This window comes from Streptomyces sp. NPDC102270, assembly GCF_044766405.1.
Lineage (GTDB): Bacteria > Actinomycetota > Actinomycetes > Streptomycetales > Streptomycetaceae > Streptomyces.
This window is the reverse complement of the sequence record NZ_JBIWLX010000004.1, coordinates 258696-281045: the sequence shown is the minus strand read 5'-3', so window position 1 is coordinate 281045 and position 22350 is coordinate 258696. Positions and strand designations below refer to the sequence as shown.

At 68.2% G+C, this 22350-nt stretch carries 20 protein-coding genes; 18 read left to right on the top strand and 2 right to left on the bottom strand.

Going from position 1 to position 22350, the window contains the following annotated elements:
- Positions 1-39 precede the first annotated feature (39 nt).
- The 10 genes from secY (at position 40) to truA (ending at position 7416) form a co-directional block, all read left to right on the top strand.
- Complete coding sequence (gene secY / locus ACIRP7_RS09030) at positions 40-1353, top strand: preprotein translocase subunit SecY (protein ID WP_403655562.1); 1314 nt, start codon at positions 40-42, stop codon at positions 1351-1353.
- Positions 1353-2015 carry an adenylate kinase gene (locus ACIRP7_RS09025; RefSeq protein WP_057607909.1) on the top strand — a complete coding sequence of 221 codons (663 nt, stop codon included), beginning with the start codon at positions 1353-1355 and terminating at the stop codon, positions 2013-2015. Before secY ends, ACIRP7_RS09025 begins: the two co-directional genes overlap by 1 nt.
- 149 nt (positions 2016-2164) lie before the next feature.
- Positions 2165-3001 carry a type I methionyl aminopeptidase gene (gene map, locus ACIRP7_RS09020; RefSeq protein WP_387721851.1) on the top strand — a complete coding sequence of 279 codons (837 nt, stop codon included), beginning with the start codon at positions 2165-2167 and terminating at the stop codon, positions 2999-3001.
- A 153-nt stretch (positions 3002-3154) separates the two neighbouring features.
- Positions 3155-3376 (top strand): translation initiation factor IF-1, encoded by a 222-nt coding sequence (gene infA, locus ACIRP7_RS09015; protein ID WP_003948620.1) that lies wholly within the window; start codon positions 3155-3157, stop codon positions 3374-3376.
- Between the two features lie 59 nt (positions 3377-3435).
- Positions 3436-3549 (top strand): 50S ribosomal protein L36, encoded by a 114-nt coding sequence (gene rpmJ / locus ACIRP7_RS09010; protein WP_003998809.1) that lies wholly within the window; start codon positions 3436-3438, stop codon positions 3547-3549.
- Positions 3550-3735: 186 nt separating this feature from the next.
- Positions 3736-4116, top strand: coding sequence for a 30S ribosomal protein S13 (gene rpsM / locus ACIRP7_RS09005; protein WP_403655559.1), 381 nt, complete (start codon positions 3736-3738; stop codon positions 4114-4116).
- Between the two features lie 70 nt (positions 4117-4186).
- Positions 4187-4591, top strand: coding sequence for a 30S ribosomal protein S11 (rpsK, locus tag ACIRP7_RS09000; RefSeq protein ID WP_003956432.1), 405 nt, complete (start codon positions 4187-4189; stop codon positions 4589-4591).
- 278 nt (positions 4592-4869) lie between these two features.
- A complete protein-coding gene (locus ACIRP7_RS08995; protein WP_003966937.1) occupies positions 4870-5892 on the top strand; it encodes a DNA-directed RNA polymerase subunit alpha in 1023 nt (340 codons plus the stop codon).
- An 84-nt stretch (positions 5893-5976) separates the two neighbouring features.
- Positions 5977-6489: a 50S ribosomal protein L17 gene (gene rplQ / locus ACIRP7_RS08990; RefSeq protein ID WP_403655557.1), complete on the top strand. Its 513-nt coding sequence runs from the start codon at positions 5977-5979 to the stop codon at positions 6487-6489.
- Positions 6490-6561: 72 nt separating this feature from the next.
- Positions 6562-7416 (top strand): tRNA pseudouridine(38-40) synthase TruA, encoded by an 855-nt coding sequence (gene truA / locus ACIRP7_RS08985; RefSeq protein ID WP_403655555.1) that lies wholly within the window; start codon positions 6562-6564, stop codon positions 7414-7416.
- 30 nt (positions 7417-7446) lie between these two features.
- Here the strand turns inward: truA and ACIRP7_RS08980 are convergent, their stop codons facing one another.
- Positions 7447-11853, bottom strand: a complete 4407-nt coding sequence (locus ACIRP7_RS08980) for a choice-of-anchor D domain-containing protein (RefSeq protein ID WP_403655553.1) — start codon at positions 11851-11853, stop codon at positions 7447-7449.
- A gap of 291 nt (positions 11854-12144) precedes the next feature.
- Here ACIRP7_RS08980 and ACIRP7_RS08975 point away from each other — a divergent pair, with 291 nt between their 5' ends.
- The 6 genes from ACIRP7_RS08975 (at position 12145) to ACIRP7_RS08950 (ending at position 19900) form a co-directional block, all read left to right on the top strand.
- Positions 12145-13737: a glycosyltransferase family 2 protein gene (locus tag ACIRP7_RS08975; RefSeq protein WP_403655551.1), complete on the top strand. Its 1593-nt coding sequence runs from the start codon at positions 12145-12147 to the stop codon at positions 13735-13737.
- Complete coding sequence (locus ACIRP7_RS08970; RefSeq protein WP_403655549.1) at positions 13734-14783, top strand: glycoside hydrolase family 26 protein; 1050 nt, start codon at positions 13734-13736, stop codon at positions 14781-14783. Before ACIRP7_RS08975 ends, ACIRP7_RS08970 begins: the two co-directional genes overlap by 4 nt.
- Entirely contained in the window at positions 14780-16738 is a 1959-nt protein-coding gene (locus ACIRP7_RS08965; protein ID WP_403655547.1) for an ArnT family glycosyltransferase, read from the top strand. The genes ACIRP7_RS08970 and ACIRP7_RS08965 overlap by 4 nt, the downstream gene beginning before the upstream one ends.
- A complete protein-coding gene (locus ACIRP7_RS08960; RefSeq protein ID WP_403655545.1) occupies positions 16735-18540 on the top strand; it encodes a glycosyltransferase family 39 protein in 1806 nt (601 codons plus the stop codon). The genes ACIRP7_RS08965 and ACIRP7_RS08960 overlap by 4 nt, the downstream gene beginning before the upstream one ends.
- A gap of 68 nt (positions 18541-18608) precedes the next feature.
- Positions 18609-19367 carry a polyprenol monophosphomannose synthase gene (locus tag ACIRP7_RS08955; RefSeq protein ID WP_403655543.1) on the top strand — a complete coding sequence of 253 codons (759 nt, stop codon included), beginning with the start codon at positions 18609-18611 and terminating at the stop codon, positions 19365-19367.
- A 5-nt stretch (positions 19368-19372) separates the two neighbouring features.
- Positions 19373-19900, top strand: coding sequence for a GtrA family protein (locus ACIRP7_RS08950; protein WP_403655541.1), 528 nt, complete (start codon positions 19373-19375; stop codon positions 19898-19900).
- Positions 19901-19934: 34 nt separating this feature from the next.
- Here the strand turns inward: ACIRP7_RS08950 and ACIRP7_RS08945 are convergent, their stop codons facing one another.
- Complete coding sequence (locus tag ACIRP7_RS08945) at positions 19935-20822, bottom strand: hypothetical protein (RefSeq protein ID WP_403655539.1); 888 nt, start codon at positions 20820-20822, stop codon at positions 19935-19937.
- 340 nt (positions 20823-21162) lie between these two features.
- Here ACIRP7_RS08945 and rplM point away from each other — a divergent pair, with 340 nt between their 5' ends.
- Entirely contained in the window at positions 21163-21606 is a 444-nt protein-coding gene (gene rplM, locus ACIRP7_RS08940; RefSeq protein ID WP_045559465.1) for a 50S ribosomal protein L13, read from the top strand.
- 42 nt (positions 21607-21648) lie between these two features.
- Positions 21649-22176, top strand: coding sequence for a 30S ribosomal protein S9 (gene rpsI, locus ACIRP7_RS08935; protein WP_352389220.1), 528 nt, complete (start codon positions 21649-21651; stop codon positions 22174-22176).
- Positions 22177-22350 lie beyond the last annotated feature (174 nt).

Sequence of the window (22350 nt, the reverse complement as noted above, 5' to 3'; positions counted from 1 at the left end):
CACCCTTGACGCAGTAGCGCGGGGGTCGCAGGAGGCACCGTGCTCACCGCGTTCGCCCGGGCGTTCAAGACGCCCGACCTGCGCAAGAAGCTGCTCTTCACGCTCGCCATCATCGTGGTGTACCGCGTAGGTACCCACGTCCCGATCCCTGGCGTCAACTACAAGTCCGTCCAGGAGTGTGTGGACCAGGCGTCCGGCAACCAGGGACTCTTCGGTCTGGTCAACATGTTCAGCGGTGGCGCGCTGCTGCAGATCACGATCTTCGCGCTCGGCATCATGCCGTACATCACGGCGAGCATCATTCTGCAGCTGCTCACCGTCGTCATCCCGCGCCTGGAAGCCCTCAAGAAGGAGGGCCAGGCCGGCACGGCGAAGATCACGCAGTACACCCGTTACCTCACGGTGGCGCTCGCCATCCTGCAGGGCACGGGCCTGGTGGCCACCGCCCGCAGCGGCGCCCTCTTCTCCGGCTGCACCGTCGCGTCGAGCATCGTCCCGGACCGGGCGATCTTCACCACGATCGTCATGGTCATCACGATGACCGCCGGTACGGCCGTCGTCATGTGGCTCGGTGAGCTCATCACCGACCGTGGCATCGGCAACGGCATGTCGATCCTGATGTTCATCTCGATCGCCGCCACCTTCCCGTCCGCCCTGTGGGCCATCAAGAAGCAGGGCACCCTGGCCGGCGGCTGGATCGAGTTCGGCACCGTCATCGCGGTCGGCCTGGTCATGGTCGGTCTGGTGGTCTTCGTCGAGCAGGCCCAGCGCCGCATTCCGGTGCAGTACGCGAAGCGCATGATCGGCCGCCGTTCCTACGGCGGTACGTCGACGTACATCCCGCTGAAGGTCAACCAGGCCGGTGTGATTCCGGTCATCTTCGCGTCGTCGCTGCTGTACATCCCGGCGTTGGTGGCGCAGTTCTCGAGTGGTACGTCGAGTTGGAAGACCTGGATCGAGGCCAACCTCACCAAGGGCGACCACCCGATCTACATCAGCATGTACTTCTTGCTCATCGTTTTCTTCGCGTTCTTCTACGTGGCGATCTCCTTCAACCCCGAGGAAGTCGCCGACAACATGAAGAAGTATGGTGGCTTCATCCCGGGCATCCGGGCTGGCCGACCGACCGCTGAGTACCTGTCGTACGTACTCAACCGGATCACCTGGCCGGGTTCGCTGTACTTGGGTCTGATCGCACTCGTACCGACGATGGCGTTGGTTGGCTTCGGGGCAAGCCAGAACTTCCCGTTCGGTGGGACAAGCATCCTGATCATCGTGGGTGTGGGTCTCGAGACGGTGAAGCAGATCGAGAGCCAGCTCCAGCAGCGCAATTACGAAGGGTTCCTCCGCTGATGCGTATCGTCCTCGTCGGGCCGCCGGGCGCCGGTAAGGGAACGCAGGCCGCGTTCCTCGCCCAGAACCTGTCGATCCCGCACATCTCCACGGGCGACCTGTTCCGCGCCAACATCAGCCGGCAGACGGACCTCGGCAAACTCGCGAAGTCCTACATGGACGCGGGCAACCTGGTTCCGGACGAGGTCACCATCGGCATGGCCAAGGACCGCATGGAGCAGCCGGACGCCGAGAACGGCTTCCTGCTCGACGGCTTCCCGCGGAACGTCTCGCAGGCCGAGTCGCTCGACGAGATGCTGCAGCACGAGGGCATGAAGCTGGACGCGGTGCTGGACCTCGAAGTACCCGAGGAGGAGGTCGTCAAGCGCATCGCCGGCCGCCGCATCTGCCGCAACGACTCGGCGCACGTCTTCCACGTGTCGTACAAGGCGCCGAAGCAGGACGGCGTCTGTGACGTCTGCGGCGGCGAGCTGTACCAGCGTGACGACGACTCCGAGGAGACGGTCCGCAAGCGCCTGGAGGTCTACCACACCCAGACCGAGCCGATCATCGACTACTACAAGGCCCAGGGCCTGGTGGTCACGATCTCGGCGCTCGGCAAGGTGGAGGACGTCACCGGCCGTGCCATGGAGGCGCTCCAGCACGAGGGCGACGCCGCGTAAGCGGTCTTCCCCAGCGGTTTTTCGCGTACGACAGCCGCGGTTCCCTTCCCAGGGGGCCGCGGCTGCTGTGTGGGTGCACGTATCGTTGAAGACGCCTTGTCGAAGGCGCTCTCCACAGGTTCCCCCGGTTTCAGAAAGGCTTCCGCCGCATGGTGCAGATCAAGACCCCCGAGCAGATCGCCAAGATGCGCGAGGCGGGGCTGGTCGTCGCCGCCATTCACGCGGCGACGCGAGAGGCCGCGGTGCCCGGGGCCACGACCAGGGATCTCGACCAGGTCGCGCGCAAGGTCCTCGCGGAGCACGACGCCAAGCCGAACTTCCTCGGCTACGGCGGCTTCCCGGCGACGATCTGCACCTCCGTGAACGAGGTCGTCGTCCACGGCATCCCGTCCGACGAGGTCGTCCTCAAGGACGGCGACATCATCTCCATCGACTGCGGCGCGATCATCGACGGCTGGCACGGGGACGCGGCCTACACCGCGTTCGTGGGCTCCGGGCACGCTCCGGAGCTGCTCGAGCTCTCTCGGGTGACCGAGGAGTCCATGTGGGCCGGCATCGCGGCGATGAAGCAGGGCAACCGGCTCGTGGACGTCTCCCGGGCCATCGAGACGTACATCCGCCGCCAGCCGAAGCCGGGCGGCGGCCGCTACGGGATCATCGAGGACTACGGCGGCCACGGCATCGGCACCGAGATGCACATGGACCCGCACCTGCTGAACTACGTCGACCGGCGCCGGGGCAAGGGGCCGAAGCTGGTCACCGGGTTCTGCCTGGCGATCGAGCCGATGGTGTCCCTGGGCACGCCGAAGACGGAGGTCCTGTCGGACGACTGGACGGTCATCACGACGGACGGCACGTGGTCCTCCCACTGGGAGCACTCGGTGGCGCTGACGGACGAGGGACCGCTGGTCCTGACGGCTCCCGACGGGGGCAGGGCGAAGCTGGCGGAGCACGGTGTCACGGCCGCTCCCGACCCTCTCGCTTAACGATCTCCGTTCCGGGGCATCCTTCCTCGATTCGTGTTTCGGAGTGGCCTGACGTAGACTGACTCGTCGGCTCTCGTGCACCCGCATGTCCGCATGCGCCCTTCTGGGAAATGCAGGAGAACCGATCAAGGTAGTCGATTCGAAGGGCGAAGCGTGGCCAAGAAGCAAGGTGCCATCGAGATCGAGGGCACTGTCGTCGAGTCTCTTCCGAACGCCATGTTCAAGGTCGAGCTCCAGAACGGCCACCAGGTCCTGGCTCACATCAGCGGCAAGATGCGTATGCACTACATCCGTATCCTCCCTGACGACCGGGTCGTGGTGGAGTTGTCTCCGTACGACCTGACACGTGGCCGGATCGTCTACCGGTACAAGTAGATCTTGCCCGCATCCCGCTGCGGCGGGGTGGTGGCACTGACCCGGAGAACCTCAATCCCATGAAGGTCAAGCCGAGCGTCAAGAAGATCTGCGACAAGTGCAGGGTGATCCGCCGTCACGGTCGGGTCATGGTCATTTGCGAGAACCCGCGCCACAAGCAGCGCCAGGGCTGACGCACGACCGACCCTCTGCTCTCGCAGAGTTTCGCGCGACGCAAGCTGAATATGTTCATACGCAGGACCCAGACGACTTTCGTCTGACACCCCCGGTTCGGAGGCCGGGGACCCAGTTCGTACCTGGTACGGCGGCTGGGAGCCGGTCCTGCGGAAGACCTCCGAAGATCACCAGGAGCCATTGAAGTGGCACGCGTTTCCGGTGTTGACATCCCGCGCGAAAAGCGCGTGGAGGTCGCCCTGACCTACGTGTTCGGCATCGGCCGGACCCTTTCGCAGAAGACGCTGGCCGAGACCGGCGTCAACCCGAACACCCGCGTTCGCGACCTCTCCGAGGAGGAGCTCGTCGCGATTCGTGAGTACGTCGACAACAACCTCAAGACCGAGGGTGACCTCCGTCGCGAGATCCAGGGCGACATCCGCCGCAAGATCGAGATCGGCTGCTACCAGGGTATTCGCCACCGTCGTGGCCTGCCCGTCCGCGGTCAGCGCACCAGCACGAACGCTCGTACCCGCAAGGGCCCGCGTCGCGCCATCGCCGGCAAGAAGAAGCCGGGCAAGAAGTAGTCCTCAGCGGACAACGCTTCATCAGCGGTCTTCGCTGTAGGACCGACCACCTCCCCGTAGGAGTTTGTAGATGCCCCCCAAGGGTCGTCAGGGCGCTGCCAAGAAGGTGCGCCGCAAGGAAAAGAAGAACGTCGCTCACGGCCACGCGCACATCAAGAGCACGTTCAACAACACCATCGTCTCGATCACGGACCCCTCGGGCAACGTGATCTCCTGGGCCTCCGCCGGCCACGTCGGCTTCAAGGGCTCGCGCAAGTCGACCCCCTTCGCCGCGCAGATGGCCGCCGAGTCGGCCGCCCGCCGCGCGCAGGAGCACGGCATGCGCAAGGTGGACGTGTTCGTCAAGGGTCCCGGCTCCGGCCGTGAGACCGCGATCCGCTCCCTCCAGGCCACCGGCCTCGAGGTCGGCTCGATCCAGGACGTCACGCCGACCCCGCACAACGGCTGCCGTCCGCCGAAGCGTCGCCGCGTCTGACGCAGGCCGCGTCTGGCGCAGGCCAGCCTTGGCTGCGGGCGGTTTCGGCTGGGGGTGTGGGGGTTACCCCCCACATGTCGCAGTACGGCTGCCGTCCGCCGAAGCGTCGCCGCGTCTGACGCGTCGGCCCAGGGCAGCTCGGCTGTCTTGAGGTTGCGGGCGGTACGGCTCTTCGGGGCGGTGCCGCCCGTACCCTTGCAGTACCCCGCGCTTTCACCGGTGCGGGTCCGTCGGGCGTCAAATAGCGGGCGTCCACGAAAGAAGGATCTGATCCACACATGCTGATCGCTCAGCGTCCGTCACTGACCGAAGAGGTCGTCGACGAATTCCGCTCCCGGTTCGTGATCGAGCCGCTGGAGCCGGGCTTCGGCTACACCCTCGGCAACTCCCTCCGCCGCACCCTCCTTTCGTCGATCCCCGGTGCCGCTGTCACCAGCATCCGCATCGACGGCGTTCTGCACGAGTTCACCACCGTGCCGGGCGTCAAGGAGGACGTCACCGACCTGATCCTCAACATCAAGCAGCTGGTCGTCTCCTCGGAGCACGACGAGCCGGTCGTGATGTACCTGCGCAAGCAGGGCCCGGGTCTGGTCACCGCCGCCGACATCGCGCCCCCGGCCGGTGTCGAGGTGCACAACCCCGACCTCGTCCTCGCCACGCTCAACGGCAAGGGCAAGCTGGAGATGGAGCTCACGGTCGAGCGTGGCCGCGGTTACGTCTCCGCCGTGCAGAACAAGCAGGTGGGCCAGGAGATCGGCCGTATCCCGGTCGACTCCATCTACAGCCCCGTGCTGAAGGTCACGTACAAGGTCGAGGCGACCCGTGTCGAGCAGCGCACCGACTTCGACAAGCTGATCGTCGACGTCGAGACCAAGCAGGCCATGCGTCCCCGTGACGCCATGGCATCGGCCGGTAAGACCCTGGTCGAGCTGTTCGGTCTCGCCCGCGAGCTGAACATCGACGCCGAGGGCATCGACATGGGCCCGTCCCCCACGGACGCCGCCCTTGCCGCTGATCTCGCCCTGCCGATCGAGGAGCTGGAGCTCACCGTTCGGTCGTACAACTGCCTCAAGCGTGAGGGCATCCACTCCGTGGGTGAGCTCGTGGCGCGTTCCGAGGCCGACCTCCTGGACATCCGCAACTTCGGTGCGAAGTCCATCGACGAGGTCAAGGCGAAGCTGGCCGGCATGGGCCTGGCCCTGAAGGACAGCCCGCCCGGATTCGACCCGACCGCCGCCGCCGACGCCTTCGGCGCCGACGACGACGCGGACGCGGGTTTCGTGGAGACCGAGCAGTACTGATCGGTTGTTGCCGGTGAGCATCCGCTCGCCGGGTTCCTGACCCCGGTACCTGATACGGCCGGGGCAGATACCAAGGAGAAACACATGCCGAAGCCCACCAAGGGTGCCCGTCTGGGCGGCAGCGCCGCGCACGAGAAGCTGCTCCTCGCGAACCTCGCGAAGAGCCTCTTCGAGCACGGCCGTATCACCACCACCGAGGCGAAGGCGCGCAAGCTGCGCCCGTACGCCGAGCGTCTGATCACCAAGGGCAAGAAGGGCGACCTTCACAACCGCCGTCAGGTGCTTCAGGTGATCACGGACAAGAGCGTCGTCCACACGCTCTTCACCGAGATCGGCCCGCGCTACGAGAACCGTCCCGGTGGTTACACCCGCATCACCAAGATCGGTAACCGCCGTGGCGACAACGCGCCCATGGCTGTCATCGAGCTGGTCGAGGCGCTGACGGTCGCGCAGCAGGCGACGGGTGAGGCCGAGGCCGCCACCCAGCGTGCCGCCAAGGACGCCGAGGCCGCTCCGGCCGCCGAGGAGACCAAGGTCGACACGACCAAGGCCGACGAGGCCGCGGACGCGGCTGAGGGTGACGCCAAGGACGCCTGACGCTTCCGCGTCGTGACGGGCCCGCCCCTTTCGGGGGGCGGGCCCGTCACACGTTCCTGAGAGGATCCAGGGGTGAGCGACGAAGTACAGCCCGGTTACGTCCGTGTCCGCCTCGACCTGTCCTACGACGGCACCGACTTCTCCGGATGGGCCAAGCAGGCCGGTGGCCGGCGGACCGTACAGGGTGAGATCGAGGACGCGCTGCGCACGGTCACGCGGTCGAAGGACGTGACGTACGAGCTGACCGTGGCCGGACGGACCGATGCCGGGGTGCATGCGCGGGGGCAGGTGGCGCATGTGGATCTGCCCGAGGGGCTGTGGGAGGAGCATCGCGAGAAGCTGCTGAAGCGGCTGGCGGGGCGGTTGCCGAAGGATGTGCGGGTGTGGTCGCTCCGGGAGGCTCCGGCCGGCTTCAACGCGCGCTTCGCCGCTCTGTGGCGCCGGTACATCTACCGGGTGGGGGACCGGCCCGGTGGCGTGGATCCGTTGCTGCGTAACCATGTGCTGTGGCACGACTGGGAGTTGGACATCGCGGTCATGGACGCCGCCGCCAAGTCCCTCATCGGGGAGCACGACTTCGCGGCGTACGCGAAGAAGCGTGAGGGGGCGACGACGATCCGCGAGATCCTCGACTTCGGTGTGCGGCGCCGAGCGGACGGGGTCGTCGAGATCGAGGTCCGCGCCGACGCTTTCTGTCACAACCAGGTGCGGTCGATGGTGGGTGCCCTGCTGTTCGTGGGAGACGGACACCGCGGCGCGGAGTGGCCCCGAAAGGTGCTGGACGCCGGTGTCCGGGACAGTGCCGTCCATGTCGTACGGCCGCACGGGCTGACGCTGGAGGAAGTCGGTTACCCCGCCGACGAGTTGCTGGCGGCGCGGAGCAGGGAAGCGCGGAACCGGCGGTCGTTGCCGGCGGCCGGTTGCTGACCGGCCGCCGACGCAGGACCGCAGTCGGGGTCACTGCCTGACGGTGAAGTACTGCCAGGCCCCCCAGGTGCTGAGGTTGGTGTTGTCCCGGCTGCTGTGGACGTACTGCGCGGCCACCCGGTACTTGTTGTTGACGCCGTTGGTGAGGGACATCTGCTGGCTGCCGGTGCTGGCGGAGGTGAGGGCCGAGCAGGGCGAGGTGCTCTGCGTGTGCCAGGCGCCGCTGTAGTACCGCTGCACGCGGTAGAGAACGCACTGGCCGGCCTTGTTGGGCGAGACGGTGACGTCGAGCCGCTCCTTGGCGGTGCGGTGGTACACCCGGTAGAGGGTGCTTCCGTAGTGCGTGTTCGTGTAGTAGCCGGACAGCTTCTCCGCGACCCCCGCGTACGAGTGCACGGCGTGGGCGGCGGTCTTCGGGTCGTACCGGTAGTCACCGGCGAACACCGCGCTGAACGTGGTGTTGCGGGCGAGCTTGTACGACGCCGTCAGATTGCCGTGGGAGTCCGCCGCCCCGGACTTCAGCAGGACCTTCGTGCCGCTGTACGGCTGAGCGTAGATCGACACCGTACGGCTGTTGTAGGTCGTGCCGAGGTGCGCGGTGATCTTCGCGGACTGACCGTAGTTGTAGGTCGAGTGGTCCGTGGTGACGGTCAGGGACGTCGAGGCCCGGGACACCTGGACGGTGGCGGTGCCGCTGCCGGACTTGTGCGATACGTCGCCGCCGTAGGACACCTTGTAGGTGTTGGCGCCGCCGATCTGCGGGGTGTCCTTGATCGTGAACGAACCGTCCGTGGCGACCTTCGCGTCGGCGAGGGCGACACCGGACGCATGCGCCAGGTCGGTCTTCGTCACCTTGACGACCTGACCGGCGACGAAGGGCGCGCCGGAGAGCCTGCCCGGCACGGTCAGCGCGGCGGCGCGGCCGGATGTGGCCGGAGCCGTCAGGGTGACCGAGGTGGGCAGCTTGGCGACCTGGACGAGGCCGGTGGCGCTCGCCGCTTCATGGGTCGCGTCCCCCGCGTAGCTCGCCGCGTAGGTGTACGTGCCTTCCGTCGACGGGGTGTCGGTGAACGTGAAGGAGCCGTTCGCCGTTGTCGTCGCGTCGGGCAGCGCGGTGCCGTTGCGCGTCACCTTGACGACCTGGCCCGGGGCGAGCGCCGCCGTCGAGGTCAGGGTGCCGGTGACGGTCAGGGACCGGCCCGGGACCGCCGTCGCCGGTGCGGTGAACTGGAGCGAGGCCGCCGCCTTGGGGTCCGGAGCCGCGGGCGCCTCACTGACGACCGGTGCGCTGATCGTCTGCACGTCGGGGCTGTCGGCGGTGCCGCCGGAGAAGGCGAGGAGCGCGCTGGACGGCAGCGTCGGTGTCGCGTCCACCACCTGGGTCCCGTCGATCCGGACGTACAGATGGCCGGCGTCGATCTGGACGTCGATCTGATGCGTGCCCTGGCGCAGGGCCGTGGTGAGGGGGACCACCGACTGGTAGTCGATCGCCGTCGAGCCGGCCGAACTGCGGCCCACGCCCACGAAGTTCATCGCCTGGACGGTGTTGTTGAAGCCGGTGCCGAACGCGATCACCGTGCCCGGCCGCCCCGCGATGCCGAGGCCGTCGCCGTTCGCGCCGAGCGCCGAGGCGGAGTTCTGGGCCGGGTCGAGCAGCGAGAGCGTCATGCCCTTCCCGCCGGTGCCGGGACCGAACTTCGCGGTGAAGGTGGCCCGCAGACCGTCGGTGCGCAGCGCCTTGCCGTACACCGCCGTGCCCGCCTGGTAGTCGGTGGCCGGGGTCAGCTGGACGCCGCCGCCGTCGGCGGCCACCGCCGAGCCGTTGGTCTGCCACTGTCCGTCGGCGACCGAGGTGGTGGTGGCGGTGCCGGTACCGGTGCCCTTGATCGGCACGTACATGGCGCCCTGGGCGTTGCCGTTCTCGTCGGTCCCGGTGCCGGTGACCTCGTAGAAGGCGGTCAGGTCCGCCGCCGATCGCGGGGTGAACGTCACGCTCTGCACGGCGGTCTGCTCGGGGCCGATGACCAGGCCCTCCGACAGCTGCACCGGGCTGTTGAAGTCACCCGTGGGCGCCTTGGCCTTGGTCACCTTCACCGGGATGTTGCCGGTGTTGGTGATCGTGAACGACAGCGACCTGGAACTGCCGATCGGGACCTGTCCGAAGTCCAGCGCGTCGGTGGAGAACTCCAGGTGCCCCTGCCCGGTGATGGCGGTCGCGGTGATCGGCACGCTCAGTGTGTGCGTGGCCCCGCCGCCGCTGCTGCTGAGCACGAGTGCGTCGTTGTCGTCCTGGTCGCTCTGCGGCGCGTAGGTCACCGAGAGCACGAACGAACCGCCGGCCGGTACCACCGTGCCCGTGCTCGGCAGCCCCGAGGCGGTGAACGCGCCGCCGGGCGCGGCGATCGAGTCGATGGTCTCCGGCTCGGTACCGGTATTGGTGACCTGGAGGTTCCGCGTCGAGGTGCTGCCGGTGGGCACTTCCCCGAAGTCCAGGGCGGCGGGTGCCGCGCCGAGACCGGGCCGGGTGCCGACGCCGTGGAGGGCGAAGACCAGCTTCTGGCCGTCCGAGAGGTTCGCGGTCAGGGTGCCGTTGATGCCGCCGGTGGTGGTCGGGGCGAAGGTGATCGGCACGTCGAGGGTGGCGTTCTGCGCCAGCGCGGTGGGCTGCTCGGGGGTGGGCACGGCGGACGGGTCGACCGAGAACGCGCCGGAGGCCTTGAGCCCGGTGATGCTGACGTCCTGGGTGGCCGTGAGCTTCATCGCGGCCGAGTCGCTGCTGCCCGTGGCGACCTGGCCGAAGTCCAGCGAGGACGCGGTCAGGGCGGTCCTGGCGGGGCTGCCGAAGCCGTAGAGGACACCGTCGCGGGTGCCGACGTACACCTTGCCGTGGGCTGCGGTCGGCGTGCTGAACTTCGTCGCCGTGCCGATGGGCGCGGACCACAGCAGCTGGAGCAGACCGTTGCCGTCGGGGGTGGGGCTGTAGGCGCGCAGGGTGCCGTCGGCACCGGAGGCGTTGCTCGCGGAGGTCATCCACACCAGGGCGCTGGACTCGTCCGTGCCGTCGGACGTGACCAGGGGAGAGCCGCTGGTGTAGCCGAAGGTGTCCTGGCTCTGGCCGGTGAGGGTGAGCGCGGGCGTACCGCCGTTGCGCACGCCGTACTTGAGTGCGCGCAGCGGGCCCTGGTTGCCGACGACGTAGACATAGCCGCCGTCGCCGCCCCAGAACGCGGGGTGTCCCCACATGCCCTGGTAGGGGCCGGACTTGCTCACCGCGGCGTCGCCGCCCTGGGGGCCCTGGCCCATGCCGCCGAGGTTGTCGCGGTCGAGCAGGAAGATGCGCCCGTCCTTGCCCTGCTGAATCAGCAGGTGGGGGTGCTCGCTGGTACCGAAGCCGTCCGGCAGCGCCATCGGGGCGCCCGAGGAGATGTCCTGGTCGGTCAGGTCCAGGGTCGCGGCGTCGCTGGGGCTGAAGAAGTCGGCGGTGCTGAGGCTGTTGTCCTCGCCCACCTGGAGGCGTACGACGGACTCGGCGAGGGTGCCCTGAACGGTCTTGCCGGGCCCGGGCGCCGGGCTGATGCCGTTGCCGGTGCTGAAGAAGATCCGGCCGGACCCGTCCGAGACCAGTCCGCCGCCGGACTGCCAGATACCGGCGCCGCCCGTGCTGGCACCGGTCACCGACGCCCACATCGAGGTGATGCTGTGTCCGGTGGTGCTCACGCCGACCACATAGCCGCGGTACGGCCACGCGTCGCAGTGGCCGCCGAAGCCCGCGTAGACGACGCCGTCCATCAACAGCAGGCCGGGGCGCTGCTGTTCGTAGAAGGCGTCGAACTCGTTGCCCGGGTCGTTGACGGGGCTTCCGGCGATGGTGACCGGCCACCCGGCGCGTTCGGCTCCGGAGGCCGGGTCCACCGCGTGCATCAGCCACTTCGGGTGGCGGTGCGTGGAGGTGCCGTCGTCGACCTTGGTGGTGAAGTAGAGGGAGTCGGTGGCGGAGTCGTAGACGGGGGTCGCGGTGGCGCCCACGTTGGGCACCAGGTCTCCGCAGCCGATCGCCGAGGCCGGCCAGGCCGGTCCGTAGTTCTTGCTCCACTCGATCGCACCGGTCGTGCGGTCGAGGCCGTACAGGGTGTTGCTCTCGGTGACCGCGATCACCTGGTCGCCCAGCACCAGCGGCTGGGCGTATATCTGTCCGTCCAGCTTGGTGGCGAAGAGCCGGCCGAAGGCGGAGGACTGGACGACCGCGGGGGAGAGCGAGGATTCGTCCTGGTCCCAGTTGGTGCGCAGATTGTCCACACCCTGGGTGTTCTGGTCGGCCTGGGCGGAGGACGCGATCAGGCTGATCGTCGTGCCGATCAGCGCCGCGACGGCTGCGGCGACGACGGAGAGCAGCCATGTGCGCCGTCGGCTGCGGTGACGGCCACCGCGTGCGGGCATGAGAAACCCGGGCAAATCGGAACCCCCCTCTGGCGTCCGCGCCCGGAGCGGTCACAGGTACGGCACAAACGTGAAGACTGAGTGGTTGTTCTTATCATCAGTTGGGCTGATTGTGCACTGGGGCGTCGCTGTTACCCCTGTGACCCGTGATGAAACCCTCACTTAACATGAAGGTTGAGACGTAAAGCGAAAATCCGGTTATGCTTTCGCGGTCCGGTCGAGAGTTCGAATTATGGGGATGGCCGGTATTCGGGTGGGGTAGGCAGGGCCGGTGCGGTCCTGGGGGGTTTGATGACTAGTGCAGTTGGCGCTGCCGCGCGCCCTCGGAGGCGCAGGCGGGTCGTGGAGAACCACGGACTCCTGCCGCAGCCGCCGGACGACGCCGAGAAGTACTCCTATACGCGCCGACACCTGTGGGTTCTGACGGTGGGCTCACTGATCAGTTTCGCGTGCCTGGCCGTGAGCCAGCTCCTGTTCACCGCGTCCAGCCCGTGGTTCTGGCTGACGATGCCGCTGCTCGCCTTCGTGGTCGCGGACTACCTGATCTCGCTGTACCTGGACGGGCTGAGCAAGGACTTCGACGTCAAGGGGCACAAGCGCCTCGTCCGCGCGTGGCGGCCCGCGAGGTATCCGAGCGTGGACATCTTCCTGCCGGTGTGCGGTGAGCCCCTGGAGGTGCTCCACAACACCTGGGTCCATGTGAACCGGCTGGCCGCCAGCTATCAGGGCGTCGTGAAGACGTACGTCCTCGACGACGCCGCCGAGGACGAGGTCGGGGCCATGGCCGCCGACTTCGGGTTCCACTACGTGGTGCGGCCCAACCGCGGCTGGTTCAAGAAGGCCGGCAACCTCAACCACGCCTTCGAGAAGACCGACGGCGACCACATCCTCATCCTGGACGCCGACTTCGCGCCGCGCGCCGACCTGCTCGACGAACTGCTGCCGCACATGGACGACGACGAGAAGGTCGCCATCGTGCAGTCGCCGCAGTTCTTCCGCATCGTCGACGCGCAGAACTGGATCGAGCGCGGCGCGGGCGCCGTGCAGGAGCAGTTCTACCGCTCCGTCCAGACCTCCCGTGAGGACCATGACGGGTCCATCTGCGTGGGCTCGTGCGCCGTCTACCGGCGCGCGGCCCTGGAGCAGACCGGCGGCATCACGCTGATCGAGCACTCCGAGGACATGTACACCGGCTTCGATCTGCGGGCCCTCGGCTGGAAGCTGCGCTACGTGCCCGTCGCGCTGTCCGCCGGCGTGTGCCCGGACACGGCCGGTGCGTTCCACAACCAGCAGTACCGCTGGTGCATGGGCTCGCTGGAGCTGCTCACCAGCAAGCGGTTCTGGGAGATGGACCTCAAGTTCAAGACGCGGCTCTGCTACGTCTCGGGCTTCCTTTACTACCTCCAGACCGCGCTCGCCACGTTCATCGCGCCGATCATCCCGCTCGGCCTGATGATCCTTCGCCCGGACCTGATGCGCGCCGAGGCCACCCTCTGGGTGCTGCCGAGCGTCGCGTACGTGACGCTGGTGCTGCCGCTCTGGCACCGGGCGCCGTACCGGCTGGAGGCCTGGGCCGTCCGCATCATGTACGGGTGGTCGCATGTCTTCGCCGTCTGGGACGTGATGCGGGGCCGCCCGATGGGCTGGAAGCCCACCGGTTCGGCGGGCGCCAAGAAGAACGGCATGCGCCGTTACTGGAACTGCATGATCCTCTGGACCGGCGGCACCGCCGTGGCCTGGATCATCATCGCGGCCTGGCGCATGCTCACCCTCTATCCGCCGGACTTCGCGCTGATGCTGTCCGCCGGCCTCTTCTACGCCATGGTCGTCGGCCGTGTTCTCGTCCAGCCGCACGCCCAGGAAATGCAGGAAGCGACCGCATGAGTCTCTCCGTACGCCAGGTACGAGCCCTGCGTCCCGTGCGGGTGCTGGCCGCCGTCCTGCTCGCCGGCGCGCTGACGGCCGGATGCAGCACGTTCTCCGACGAGGGCCGCTCCCAGTACGAGCGCAGCCAGGGCGAGCAACCGGACGCCACCGGCACGGCCGAGGCCACCGGGTCGGCCAAGCCCGAGCCGCCGTACGACGTGCGGCCGCTGCTGGAGCCGAAGAAGAAGTACCTGGGCCTTGCCGCCGACGGCGCCCCCGCCAAGATGACATCCGTCGAGGACTTCGCCGGGCGGGCCGGCAAGAAGCCCAACCTGCTGGAGTTCTACTCGGCCTGGGGCGACCAGTACGAGCAGCGGCTCGTGCAGAACTCCTGGGACTACGGCGCGGTGTCGTTCATCGCCTGGGAGCCGTTCAAGACGAGCATGAAGGACATCGCCTCGGGCAAGGAGGACGCGTACATCCACGAGTACGCGCAGTCCGTCAAGGAACTGAACCTGCCCGTGGCGATCAGCTTCGGGCACGAGATGAACGGCTTCTGGTACCCGTGGGGCACCAAGAAGACCACCGCCGCCCAGTTCACCGCCGCGTACAAGCACATCCACGACATCTTCGACGACGAGGGCGCCACCCAGGTCATCTGGGTGTGGAGCCCGAACGTCACCCACCCGATGCCGAAGGTGAAGCTCAAGCCGTACTGGCCGGGCGACGACTACGTCGACTGGGTCGGTGTCATCGGCTACTACGGGGCCACCGGCCCGAGCACGTACCAGACGCTGTACGGGCCGACGATGACCCAGATCCGTGCCTTCACGAAGAAACCGTTCATCATCGCGGAGACCGCCGCGCAGGCCGGTGAGCGCAAGCCCGCCGACATCAAGTCCCTCTTCCGGGGGACCGCCGAGCGCGACGACGTCATCGGGTTCGTCTGGTTCAACTTCGACAAGGAGACGGACTGGCGCATCAACAGCGGTCCGCTGTCCGAGAAGACCTTCAAGGAGCAGGCCGCGGACCCGGACTTCGGATTCGATGTGACGAAGCCATGAGCGATCCCACCACGCCCACGTGGGCGGACGACTCCGAGTTGCGTGACGCATACGCGTACGGGCAGCAGCACGGCCAGGGGAATCAGCAGCAGTACGGTCACACCGACGACAGCGGGCGGCGGTACGCGCAGCGGGAGAGCCTGCGGCAGTATGCGCAGCAGGCCCAGACCCGCCCCCAGGCGCAGCCGGACCGCTCGCCGGACCGCTCGTCGGACCGCTCGCCGGACCAGGAACAGGCCGGCGGCTATCAGCCCGGCCACTTCACCGAGACCGGCAGCTGGCGCTTCGACGTCCACGACCGGACGTCCTCGTACACCGACCAGCAGGCGTACGACACCTTCGCGCCCTTCGACCCGTACGCCTCCTACACCGCCGTCGAGCCCGAACCGGCGGCTCCCACGGCCGCGGAGCCGGAGCCGCAAAAGGCCGCCTACACGCTGCCGCCCGTCGCGGAGTCGTCGTGGGCGGTGGACACGCGGCGCAGCAAGCTGCTCGGGCGCGGGGTGCTGCTGTGCATTCTGCTCGTGCAGGCGGGGCTCTCCCTGCGGCTGACCGGGACGGCCTTCCAGGACGAGGCGCTCTACATCGCGTCGGGCCACTACGAGCTGGCCAACCTGCTGCACGGCACCAAACTGCCGGTGGACTTCGCGGCCTACTTCTCCGGGCACCCCAAGCTGTATCCGGTGCTCGCCGGCGCCGTGGACAGCCAGTTCGGCCTCGCCGGTGTACGCGTGGTCAGCCTGCTGTTCATGCTGGGCGCCACCACGCTGCTGTACTCGCTGACCAGGCGGCTGTTCAACCTGCGCGCCGCGCTCGGCGCGGCCGCGCTCTTCTCGGTGCTCCAGTCGACGATGGTGCTCGGCAACTTCGCCACGTACGACGCCGCTGCCATCTTCCTGCTCGGACTGTCCGCCTGGGCGGTGGTGCGCACCGACCGGATGAAGTCCATGGCCGTGCTGCTCGCGGCACCGCCGGCCGCACTGGCCTTCGGCGTGAAGTACGCCTCCGGTCTGTACCTTCCGACCCTGGTGGTTCTCGCGGTGATCACCGCACACCGGCACCGCGGCCCCCGCGCGCTGGGCCGGGGCGTCGTGCTGGGGACGGGCATCGCGGTCCTGCTCGGGATCGGCTACTACTTCTCCGGTCCGCTGGGCGGCATCAGCTCCACCACCACCGACCGTGCGAAGGGCACGGACGCGGCGGCGACGATGCTCCAGCACAGCGCGGAGTGGGGCGGGCTGGTCTTTCTGGCCGCGCTCGGCGGCACGATCGCCTACGCACTGCGCGCGCGGATGGGCGAGATGCCGTGGATCGGCGGCGAGACCCCGGGGCGCTGGCGGCGGGCCGCGCTCGGCCTGGTACTGACGGGCACCGCGCTGCTCGCTCCCGCCTACCAGATCCACCTCCACACCGAGATCTCGCTCTACAAGCACGTCGGCTTCGGACTGTTCTTCGCCGCGCCGCTGGCCGGCCTCGGCATGGCCCGCCTGGTCGGCCCGCACTTCCGGCATCCACAGCTCGGGATCCTGCTGTACGTCGTCACCCTCGTGTTCGGCATGGTGCAGGCCCAACGGGCGTACAGCTTCCCGGACTCCACGCAGATGACCGCGTACCTGCGCACGGTCGTCGACAAGAAGGGCACCTACCTCGCCGAGGAGCAGGAGGTCCCCGCCTACTACCTGCGGGACAGGACCGACTGGACGCAGTGGCAGAACTCCTACTTCATGGACTACCGCGGCAAGGACGGCAAGCAGTACACCGGCCCCGACGCGTTCCGCCAGGCCGTCCGCGACGGAAAGTTCGACGCGATCGTGATGCACGGCAACGTCAGCCCGGTGACGTACGAAGCGGTGAAGGAGGGGTTGAAGAACAACTCCCACTACCGGCTGGCGGCCGTGTTCCCGTACACCACGAGCAGCGGAGATCACGCCTACCGGATTTGGGTGAAGCGATGAGTCCCCATGCCCCCGCTCCGTACGGTGGCGGCTACCCCGATGCCGCGGGCGGCCACGATCCCTACGCGGAACAGGGCGCCTACGCCGGGCAGGGCACGTACGCCGGCGGCCAGGGCGGCTACGCCGACCCGGGCGCGTACGGCGTTCCTGGCCAGTACGCCGATCCGGGCAGGTATCCGGGCAGGCAGGACTCGTACGCTCCCGAGCCCGCCGCTCCGGAACCGGTCGACCCACAGCCACCCGCGGACGAGCCGGCCGAGAAGGAGCCCGAGGGCCAAAAGGGCGGGCGGCTCGCCACCGCGGTGGTCTTTCTCGTGCCCACGGCGCTCGCCCTCGCTCTGATCCTGCGCGGGATCGGTGACCGCCAGCTGTGGCGCGACGAGCACGCCACCTGGTGGGCGGCCACGCTGTCCTTCCACGACCTGAGCCTGCTGATCCGCTCCATCGACGTCGTGTTCACGCCGTACTACGTGCTCATGCACCTCTGGATCGCCCTCGCCGGGGACTCCCCGACCGCGATGCGCATCCCCGGTGCGGTGGCCATGGCGGCCTCCGCGGGCCTGCTGGCCCTGCTCGGGCGGCGGCTGTTCACCACACAGGTGGGACTGCTCGCGGGGCTCGCCTTCGCCGTCGTGCCGGTCACCACGCGGTACGGGCAGGAGATCCGCCCGTACGCCTTCGCGGTGGCAGCGGTGCTGCTGTCGACACTGCTGCTCGCCAGGGCGCTGGACAAGCCGTCGTTCAAGGTGTGGGTCGCCTACACGCTGTCGGTGCCGCTGATCGGCTGGAGCCACCTGGCCTCGATGGCCGTCCTGGGCGCGCATCTGGTGATGATCCTCATCGCCCGGCGGGCCGGCGACAAGATCGTGGGCTGGGCCTATGCCGCGGCCTGCACCCTGGGCATGTGCTTCGTCATTCCCATGGCCGTCTCCGGCTCGGGGCAGAGCGGACAGATCGCCTGGAACAATCCGGTGCTCAAGGACCTGCTCGACTTCCCCAAGAACCTCTTCGGGTCCTGGGCGGTGGCCGTGCCGGTCATGGCGCTCGGCGCGCTCGGGCTGTTCTTCGCGGGACGGCGTGCCCTTCCGCTGGCCGTCTGGATCGTGCTGCCGCCCGTGGCGACCTACGCCACCGCCGCGCAGCTGCACCTCTTCCTGCCGCGCTACCTGCTCTTCACCGCGCCCGCCTGGGTACTGCTCGCGGCCGTCGCCGTGGTCCGGCTTGCAGGGCCGGTGGTCGGCGCGAAGGCCGGTACGGGGGCGGCGGCGCGGCGAGGCCTCGGCTGGGCGCTCGTGGCGGCGGCGGTTGCCGGGCTCGCCTTCCAGTCGCTGCCCGGCATCCGTGAGACCCGGCAGAACGCACTGGGCGAGCCTGATTTCCGCGGCGCCGCCCAGCTCATCGAGGCCGGGCAGAAGAAGGGCGACGGCATCGTCTTCAGCGGTGTGATGTCCGAGCGCCGGGCCATGGACTACGAGCTCCGGGACGACGCCGGCCGCCCGCGCGACTCGCTGATGTACCGCACTCCGCAGGAACTGGGGTCGTTCGGCGCGCTCGAATGCCCGGATTCCGCGAGGTGCCTGGCCAAGGCCGACCGACTGTGGCTCGTGTCGACGACGCTCGACGGGCAGCCGTTCAGCGGCATGCCGAAGACGACGGCGACCGTGATCCAGAAGAGCTTCAAGGTCGTGCGGACCAAGAAGCTGAACTACCTCCAGCTCGTGCTCCTCGAAAGGACACGCGCGGCGACGGACGACCCGTCCGAGGACAAGGACGACGCCGCCAAGCGCAAGGTGCACACCTGAGCCGGGTTCCGGACGCGGGACGACCCGCGTCCGGCGGGGGGAGTAATCAATTGGGGAGGGAAAAGAAGATGACGTACGACGTGGGGGCGGACGTGCCTGTCACCGTGGTGATGCCCACGTACAACGAAGCCGCCAACCTGCCGAGAATGGCCGAGGCGGTGCTTCAACTGCCGCTCAGCGGGCTCCACTTGAAGATAGTGGACGACTCCAGTCCGGATGGTACAGGACAGATCGCCGAGGAGCTCGCCGAGAAGTACAACGCGGACGGACGGCGCCGCATGAGCGTGCTGCACCGGACCGAGAAGGACGGCCTCGGGCGCGCCTACGTCGCCGGCATGAGCGCCGCCCTGGACGAGGGCGCCGTGTACGTCGTCCAGATGGACGCCGACGGCAGCCACCCGGTGGAAGCGGTCCCACGCATGCTCGGTACGGCCGTGGCGTCCGGGGTGGGCCTGGTCGTCGGCAGCCGGTACGTGGAGGGCGGCTCACTGGACGAGGAGTGGGGCAGGCACCGCGTCCTGCTCTCCCGCTTCGCCAACCGGTACGCCCGGACCGTGCTCGGCACCAAGATCCGGGACATCACCGCGGGCTTCAACCTGTGGTCGGCCGCCACCTTGCGTGACATCGACCTCGCGACCCTGGACAGCGCCGGGTACAGCTTCCAGGTCGAGCTGAAGTTCAAGGCCGTGCGGGCCGGTCACAGCGCGGTCGAGATCCCGATCCGTTTCGAGGAGCGCACCGAGGGCGTCTCCAAGATGAACCTCGCGACGCAGCTGGAGTCGGCGCTGGTGCCGCTGCGACTGCGAATGCGCAACCGACGGGACTGAGCGGGATGGTGAGCGGACGCCACGCGCTTCCCTCCCGGTGGGGGAAGCTGTACCGCGAGATCGCGAAGTTCGGCATGGTGGGGGCCTCGGGCTTCGTGGTCAATCTCGCGGTCTTCAACCTCGTCAGGACTGTCACGGACTGGCAGACGGTCAGGGCGAGCGTCCTGGCCACGGTCGTCGCGATCCTGAGCAACTACCTCGGGCTGCGGTACTTCGCGTACCGCAAACGGGCTCAGGAGGACCGCAACAGCCGCAGGAAGGAACTCACCCTCTTCCTGCTGTTCAGCGCGATCGGACTGGTCATCGAGAACTCGGTCCTCTATGCCACGACCTACGGGTTCGGCTGGGACGGCACGCTCGCCACCAACGTCAGCAAGTTCATCGGCATCGGCGTGGCGACGCTCTTCCGCTTCTGGTCCTACCGCACCTGGGTCTTCAGGACGGCCGGGAGCCGGCGGACGGCCGGCAGCCTGCCGGAACCCGTCGTGCCGTATCCCGAGGCCGCCCTGAGCGGCTCCGGGGAGCGGACCTGACCTGACCGGACCCGGCGCGCCTCGGCGCGCCGGGTCACTCGCCCGCGGCCGTCGAAGCCTGTGCCTCGCCGCGGCGGTGGATCTGGCGGAAGGTGAACTCGGCCAGGTTGTCGCCGATGCCGAAGACCGCGGTGTCCTTCTCCGTGACGTTCTTGCCGCTCGCGAAGCCGGCGATGGTGAAGTAGGCGTAGCGGCCGTAGGAGTTCGAGGTCGTGCGGCAGATCGCGGAGTTGCAGAAGGCCTTGACCGCGCCGCCGGACAGCGACTTGACGATGTCCTTCTTGGTGTTGACCTGGCTCTTCGCCTTCGTCGCCTGGGTCTCGGTGTCGAAGACGGCCACGCCGACCGTCACCGAGACGCCGTCCTTGGTGTAGCTGACGCGCATGAACTGGGTGCAGCCGTGGGCGTTGAGGATCTTGCCGAGGCTGGCCTGGACGCTGTCGGCCGCGGCGCAGTTCTTCGTGTCGGAGGTCGTGCCCTTCTTGTACACGGTCGAGCCCATGGTCAGCTGGGTGCCCGGGAAGAGGATCTTCGTGCTGAGCGGGGCCGTGTCCTTGGCCTTGCTGGCGATGAAGTCCTTCGGGTCCAGCGGCGGCGGGGCGCTGGTCGGCGCGAACGACGGGGCGGTCCCGGTCGCGCTGGGGATCGCGGCGGCCGACAGCGAGGACGTCGGCTTGTTCGCCCCGTCGTCGCCGTTCGCCGACACGACGGCCATCGCCACGGCGGTGCCTATCGCGACCGTGGCGAGCGCGCCGCCGACGATGAAGAACAGCCGACGCCGTCGGTTGCGGATCTCGGAGGCCTCGGCGAGCGCGGCCCAGTCCGGAGTCTGCTCGCTCCCGCCGTCGCCCCACGGCTGCTGTGACTGCGGTTTCCAGGGATCCCACTGGGACGGGGGTCCCCCCTGCTGCCCAAAGCTCATGGGGCGCATCTTAGACGGGGGACGGGAGGTGCTGCGGGGCCTCTCGCGGGGCTCCCGGGGACCTTTCCGGCAGGGGTGCACATCTCGGTCCCCGAGGTGCTGTGACGCTTGCCGCGGCCGACTCGTTTTGACCCGTCCGGGGCAGCGCGGGTAACCTTGCGGTTTGTTATGCGTATCGGCTTGGTCGTTCTCACGCGAGAGGCCCTTACGTAGGTTCCCTGGAGCAGTTACCAGTGGGCGGCATACGGGCAGCGTCCCCGGCCATTGTCGTCCCCAGCTGCACGATCGCTTCAGTGATGCCATGTGTCAGCACCCATCCACTGAAGAAGAAGGCTGCGAAGTGCGTACGTACAGCCCCAAGCCCGGCGATGTGACTCGCCAGTGGCACGTCATTGACGCTCAGGACATCGTCCTGGGCCGTCTGGCCACCACCGCTGCGAACCTCCTCCGTGGCAAGCACAAGCCGACCTATGCCCCGCACATGGACATGGGCGACTTCGTCATCATCATCAACGCCGACAAGGTTCACCTGTCCGGCAACAAGAAGACCCAGAAGCTGGCGTACCGCCACTCCGGCTACCCGGGTGGTCTGCGCTCCGTCCGCTACGACGAGCTGCTGGCGAAGAACCCCGAGAAGGCCGTCGAGAAGGCCATCAAGGGCATGATCCCCAAGAACACCCTGGGCCGTCAGATGCTCTCCAAGCTGAAGGTCTACTCGGGCGACCAGCACCCGCACGCTGCCCAGCAGCCGGTGCCGTTCGAGATCACCCAGGTCGCGCAGTAGTTCCGGCCACCCCCTAAGACAGAAAAGAATCTGAGGAGCATCGTGGCCGAGACCACTGTTGAGCAGCCGGTCGAAGAGACCGAGACCGAGCTCGTCGACATCGACAGCTACACCACCGAGTCCGAGGTGCCCGTCGAGGGCGAGTACACCTCGGAGTCGCTCGCCGGCCGTTTCGGCGACCCCCAGCCGGCCGCCGGCCTGGGCCGTCGTAAGAACGCCATCGCCCGCGTCCGGATCGTCCCGGGCACCGGCAAGTGGAAGATCAACGGTCGCACCCTCGAGGACTACTTCCCGAACAAGGTGCACCAGCAGGAAGTCAACGAGCCCTTCAAGGTGCTCGAGCTCGAGGGCCGCTACGACGTCGTCGCCCGCATCTCCGGTGGCGGCGTCTCCGGCCAGGCCGGTGCGCTCCGTCTCGGTGTCGCCCGCGCGCTGAACGAGGCCGACGTGGACAACAACCGCGGCGCCCTCAAGAAGGCCGGCTTCCTCCGTCGCGACGACCGTGCGGTCGAGCGCAAGAAGGCCGGTCTCAAGAAGGCCCGCAAGGCCCCGCAGTACAGCAAGCGTTAATCTCGCTGCCTGTTCTGCTCGTACCGGCTCGTTCCCGCGAGTCAGCAGTACGTCCGTTCGCCCCGGCGGCACGCCACAGTGCCGCCGGGGCGTTCGTTTATCACAGCCTCGGGCGTATAACGGCACAAGGCGCTCAAAGGCTCATGTGATCGGATGATCTCCGTAACTGACGCT

Bases quoted from the DNA above. Each gene is read 5' to 3' on its own strand.
- ACIRP7_RS08970 (WP_403655549.1), top strand. From the start codon at position 13,734: ATGAGTCTCTCCGTACGCCAGGTACGAGCCCTGCGTCCCGTGCGGGTG.
- map (WP_387721851.1), top strand. From the start codon at position 2,165: ATGGTGCAGATCAAGACCCCCGAGCAGATCGCCAAGATGCGCGAGGCG.
- rpsK (WP_003956432.1), top strand. From the start codon at position 4,187: ATGCCCCCCAAGGGTCGTCAGGGCGCTGCCAAGAAGGTGCGCCGCAAG.
- rpmJ (WP_003998809.1), top strand. From the start codon at position 3,436: ATGAAGGTCAAGCCGAGCGTCAAGAAGATCTGCGACAAGTGCAGGGTG.
- ACIRP7_RS08960 (WP_403655545.1), top strand. From the start codon at position 16,735: ATGAGTCCCCATGCCCCCGCTCCGTACGGTGGCGGCTACCCCGATGCC.
- ACIRP7_RS08945 (WP_403655539.1), bottom strand. From the start codon at position 20,822: ATGAGCTTTGGGCAGCAGGGGGGACCCCCGTCCCAGTGGGATCCCTGG.
- ACIRP7_RS08955 (WP_403655543.1), top strand. From the start codon at position 18,609: ATGACGTACGACGTGGGGGCGGACGTGCCTGTCACCGTGGTGATGCCC.
- ACIRP7_RS08980 (WP_403655553.1), bottom strand. From the start codon at position 11,853: ATGCCCGCACGCGGTGGCCGTCACCGCAGCCGACGGCGCACATGGCTG.
- ACIRP7_RS09025 (WP_057607909.1), top strand. From the start codon at position 1,353: ATGCGTATCGTCCTCGTCGGGCCGCCGGGCGCCGGTAAGGGAACGCAG.
- ACIRP7_RS08950 (WP_403655541.1), top strand. From the start codon at position 19,373: ATGGTGAGCGGACGCCACGCGCTTCCCTCCCGGTGGGGGAAGCTGTAC.
- rplQ (WP_403655557.1), top strand. From the start codon at position 5,977: ATGCCGAAGCCCACCAAGGGTGCCCGTCTGGGCGGCAGCGCCGCGCAC.
- ACIRP7_RS08965 (WP_403655547.1), top strand. From the start codon at position 14,780: ATGAGCGATCCCACCACGCCCACGTGGGCGGACGACTCCGAGTTGCGT.
- ACIRP7_RS08975 (WP_403655551.1), top strand. From the start codon at position 12,145: ATGACTAGTGCAGTTGGCGCTGCCGCGCGCCCTCGGAGGCGCAGGCGG.
- ACIRP7_RS08995 (WP_003966937.1), top strand. From the start codon at position 4,870: ATGCTGATCGCTCAGCGTCCGTCACTGACCGAAGAGGTCGTCGACGAA.